This window comes from Kitasatospora sp. NPDC093558 (genome assembly GCF_040683475.1).
Taxonomy (GTDB): domain Bacteria; phylum Actinomycetota; class Actinomycetes; order Streptomycetales; family Streptomycetaceae; genus Kitasatospora.
Genome location: NZ_JBFBDY010000550.1, coordinates 1 through 4,164, shown reverse-complemented (window position 1 = coordinate 4,164; position 4,164 = coordinate 1). Strand labels below are relative to the sequence as shown.

Here is a 4,164-nt window from a genome sequence, read left to right as displayed (position 1 = left end):
GACCGGCCGGGACAGCCCGGCCGGCGTGCTCACCGCGCTCGCCGTCGCCAACCAGACGGTCGCCGTCATCGGCCCCACCCTCGGCGGGCTGCTGATCGGCGCCGGCGGCTGGCGGGCGGTCTTCGCCGTCAACGTGCCGCTCTCGCTGGCCTGCCTGGCGCTCGGCGCGGTCCGGCTACCGAAAGCACCGGCCCGTTCCCGGCGTTCGGACACCCGTCTCGACGGCGCCGGGATCGCGCTGTTCGCCGCGATGCTCGTCGCCCTGATGCTCGTCCTCATGGCGCCGCAAGCCGCCCACTGGTACCTGCCGGTGGCCGCCATGGCAGCCGCCTGCACCTTCGCCGTACGGGAGTTGCGCGCCCGCGACCCCTTCATCGACGTGCGGACGCTCGCCGGGAACCGTCCGCTGATCGTCACCTACCTGCGCCAACTCCTCGGCTACACCGCGTCCTACGCCTTCCTCTACGGCTACACCCAATGGCTGGAGGAGGGGCGCGGACTCACGCCGTCGACCACCGGACTCGTCCTTCTACCGCTCTCGGGCGCGGCTCTGGCCGTCTCAGCCGTGACCGGCCGCAGCGCGGCCGTCCGTGGCAAGCTGGTCGTCGGGGCACTTGTCCAACTCGCTGCGTGTAGCGCCATGTTGATGGTCGGAGCGGGGAGCGCGACCGGGATGCTGATCGCCGTCGGCGTGCTCGCCGGGATCCCGCAGGGGCTCATCGGACTGGCCAACCAGGCCGCCCTCTACCACCAGGCCGACCCGGCCCGAATCGGCTCCGCGGCCGGCCTGCTGCGCACGTTCACATACCTGGGCGCGATGGCGGCCTCCGCGGCCAACGCCGCGTTCTTCCCGCACGGCGCCACGACGGCAGGGCTGCACCACCTCGCGCTGTTCATGCTCGGCGGGGCCGCTCTGCTGCTGGCACTCGTCCTGCCGGACCGCTCGCTGAGCCGTCCTGCGCCGCCCGCCGTGAACAACCGACCATGAAATAACGGGAGTTCATCTGGCCGGAGGCGGGCGAGAGGATGAAGCGGACGGTGACGCCGGAGTCCTCGGCGTCGGAGAGGGCGACCCAGAAGCCGCCCGGCGGGACATCGCTCCAGAGAAGCCTCCCACTCGATGAGGTGACGTTCTGTCAGAACTGTGACGTATCGGGCGGTCAACACCGCGGAGACGGCGGTGATTTCGCAGTCCAGCCAGTCGTGCCCGAGGGACGAGCCGCCCGTTGCCTTCCTTCCCGATCGATACCGTCCACGCGGTTTTTGCTGCACCCGGAGGCTGTTGTGAGGGGTACCTGCCGATTCGTGTGCGGTTAAGATGCGGGGTGTTTGGTTTGGTTCTCCGAACGTTCAGGGGTGGTGGCGTTGGTTCGGCAGGAGAGGGCGGTCCAGACCCGGCGGTCGATCCTGGAGGCCGCCGCGTCGGTCTTCGACGAGTTTGGCTACGAGGGCGCGACCATCGGCGAGGTCGTCGCGCGCGCGGGCGTGACGCGCGGGGCGCTGTACTTCCACTTCGCTTCGAAGCGCGACCTCGCGCTCGGCGTGGTGGAGGAGCAGTTCGTGCGGGGGCCGCTGCCCGAACGCAGCTGCAAGCTCCAGGAGTTCGTCGACACCGGGATGGTGCTGGCGCACCTGATGCCGCGGGACGCGCTGCTGAGCGCGGGGGCACGGCTCTCGCTCGGCCAGGACCTCTTCGGCGACCTGCGGGGCGGCGCCTTCGAGGGCTGGATCAACCGTGGGGAGGAGATGCTCGCGGTGGCGAAGGAGCGGGGCGAACTGCTGCCGCACGTGGTGCCGGCCGAGACCGCCTGGCTCCTGATGGGGGCGTGGACCGGGGTGCAGATCCAGTCCCAGAAGCTCACCGGGCGAGCCGACTTGGAGCGTCGGGTGGCCGGGCTGTACCAGCTCGTCATGCCAAGCATCGCGATGCCCGGGGTGCTCGCCACACTCGACCTGGCGGCGGACCGCGGGGCCCGGGTGGCGGCCGAGGTGGCCGCCCTGATGGAGGCGGACGGTACGGGCGGCGCTGCGGACGCCGGCTGACGGCTGCGGGTCCGCCGGCCCTCGGGTGGCGGTTCATTCAGCGAGAAACAAACAGCTTGATCGGTTTGTGCAGGCAAACCGTCCGCCCTGTTTTGGAGGCGGACGATGGGTGCCCTGCCATCCGGCGGAGGGGCGCTCGGCCGACCGGTGGTCGTCGGGGCAGCCGACGCGTCTGGACGTGGGTTGGTCGTCATGGAGATCCGGGTGCTGGGTGCGATGGCACCTGGAAGGCCGCGTTGGCATGCCGGAGGCTGACGGCATAATCCGGGCCGTGGATCCGGAAGTGGAACTGATGCCCCCGTCGGTGAGTCCGCAGCGGCTGGACGAGCTCTGTCGTGAGATCTTGCGGATCGCCGACTCGGTGCTCTGCGGGGCTGAGAGCGCGGCCGAGGAGATCAGGGCTTTCAACGCGAGGACAGGCCACGACTACGTGGCTCTCGACTTCGCCGAGCACGACGGCACCCGGTCTCCGGCCCAGTTCGCGTTGGAGGCCGCCCGGCCGGCTCGGCCCCGGATCGTGGACATCACCAGGGACGTACTCGTCGAGATCGTCCGCAGACTCCTGACCGGCGACCCGGAAAGCGACTACTACCTGCAACTCCTCGAAGCCAACGTGTCGCATCCCCGGGTCGGCGACCTGATCTTCCATCCCCCGGCCGAACTGCGGGACGCCTCGGCAGAGCAGATCGTCGAAGAGGCCCTCACATACCGGCCGATCGCCCTCTGAATGATGGGACCGGCCACTCACATGGACTCACCCAAGCCCGTCGCGCAGCGCGTTGGCGAGATCGCCGATCGGCTGAACAACATCCTCGACGCTGCCCGCCGGGCGTCGCAGATCCGCGGCGGGGTCCAGATCTGGTAGGCAACGCGCACGAATTCTGCGACGAGACCAATCGCTCACCGTGACCGACCGCAGCAGTTGGTTCAGAGCCGATGCTCGCATACAAAAAATCCATGCCCGGGATGCCGAACCCGACGCTCGACCTTGGGCAGCGGTGGCTCGACCACTGCCCACAACTCGTCATCGATGTCCCACGGTTTTGGCCGAGCCGCCGCACACCCCGGATCAACGCTTTCGGAGTGATCCAATCACCTCGGAGATCATTTCGTTGGGTGTTCTTGCGGGCCAACCAGGCCGTCCCCGTGGGCTTCCCCGCCGAGGAGCTGTGGTCTCGGCTCGGCCGGATCGGGTGAGCGCGTCCGGGGCACCTCGCGCGGCCTGAATGGAAACCGAAGGTAATCCCGATGGAGGGCATGATCGGAGCACCCGTAGACTCCCGTGCTCGTGACCGACGCCACCGATGCGACCGATGCGACCGACGCCACCGATGCCACCGATGCGACCGACGCCCTGACGTCCCGTTCCACCCCGACGACCCGCGCCACCGCGAGGTCGGGGGCAACCTCGACGTCCGATTCCGACAGCACGTCCGGTTTCGACACCGCATCCGGATCCACTCGCGACGGGCGCGGCACGGGACCGTACGCCCCCGCTGACCTGGCCGCCGACGCCGAGCTGGTCGCGGCCGCGGTGACCGCCGCCGGGCGCGGGCTGATCGGCCGGGAGACGGTCGCCGAGGTCGTGGCGCTGTGCGCCGTCGCCGGGGAGCACGCGCTGGTGATCGGCGAGCCAGGGACGGCGAAGTCCGAGGCGGTGCGGCGGGTCGCCGGCCGGCTCGGCGGGCGGTACTTCGAGTACCTGCTCGGCCGGTTCACCGAGCCCAACGAGCTGTTCGGCCCGGTCGACCTGCGCCGACTGCGCGAGGGCCAGGTCGAGTTCGCGACCGAAGGGATGCTGCCCGAGGCCGAGTTCGCCTTCCTCGACGAGGTCTTCCTCGGCTCGACGGCGGTGCTCAACACGCTGCTCGGTCTGCTCAACGACCGGGTGTTCCGGCGCGGCCGCACGGTGCTGGCCAGCCCGCTGCGGGTGTGCGTCGGCGCAGCGAACAACCTGCCCGAGGACCCGGCCCTGGCCGCCTTCGCGGACCGGTTCCTCGCCCGCGTCTTCGTCGAGCCGGTGCCCGAAGGGCAGTTGGAGGTCCTGCTGGCGGCCGGGCGCCGGCCGTTCGAGACGCCCGGCCGTCCGGTGCTGCTGCTCGGCGGCCTCGACCGGCTCGC

The 4,164-nt window shown here is 70.3% G+C and carries 4 protein-coding genes; all 4 read left to right on the top strand.

The genetic code is table 11. From position 1 onward, the window contains the following. Nucleotides 1-988: MFS transporter (locus AB0O00_RS31185; RefSeq protein WP_363657461.1), on the top strand; the 988-nt coding region annotated here is incomplete at its 5' end. A gap of 368 nt (nucleotides 989-1,356) precedes the next feature. After that, on the top strand, nucleotides 1,357-2,043 hold the full coding sequence (locus AB0O00_RS31180) for a ScbR family autoregulator-binding transcription factor (protein WP_363657459.1): 687 nt from the start codon (nucleotides 1,357-1,359) through the stop codon (nucleotides 2,041-2,043). Between the two features lie 241 nt (nucleotides 2,044-2,284). Then, nucleotides 2,285-2,770 carry a hypothetical protein gene (locus AB0O00_RS31175; RefSeq protein WP_363657457.1) on the top strand — a complete coding sequence of 162 codons (486 nt, stop codon included), beginning with the start codon at nucleotides 2,285-2,287 and terminating at the stop codon, nucleotides 2,768-2,770. A gap of 561 nt (nucleotides 2,771-3,331) precedes the next feature. Continuing rightward, the coding region (locus tag AB0O00_RS31170) for an AAA family ATPase (protein WP_363657455.1) at nucleotides 3,332-4,164 on the top strand (833 nt) is incomplete at its 3' end.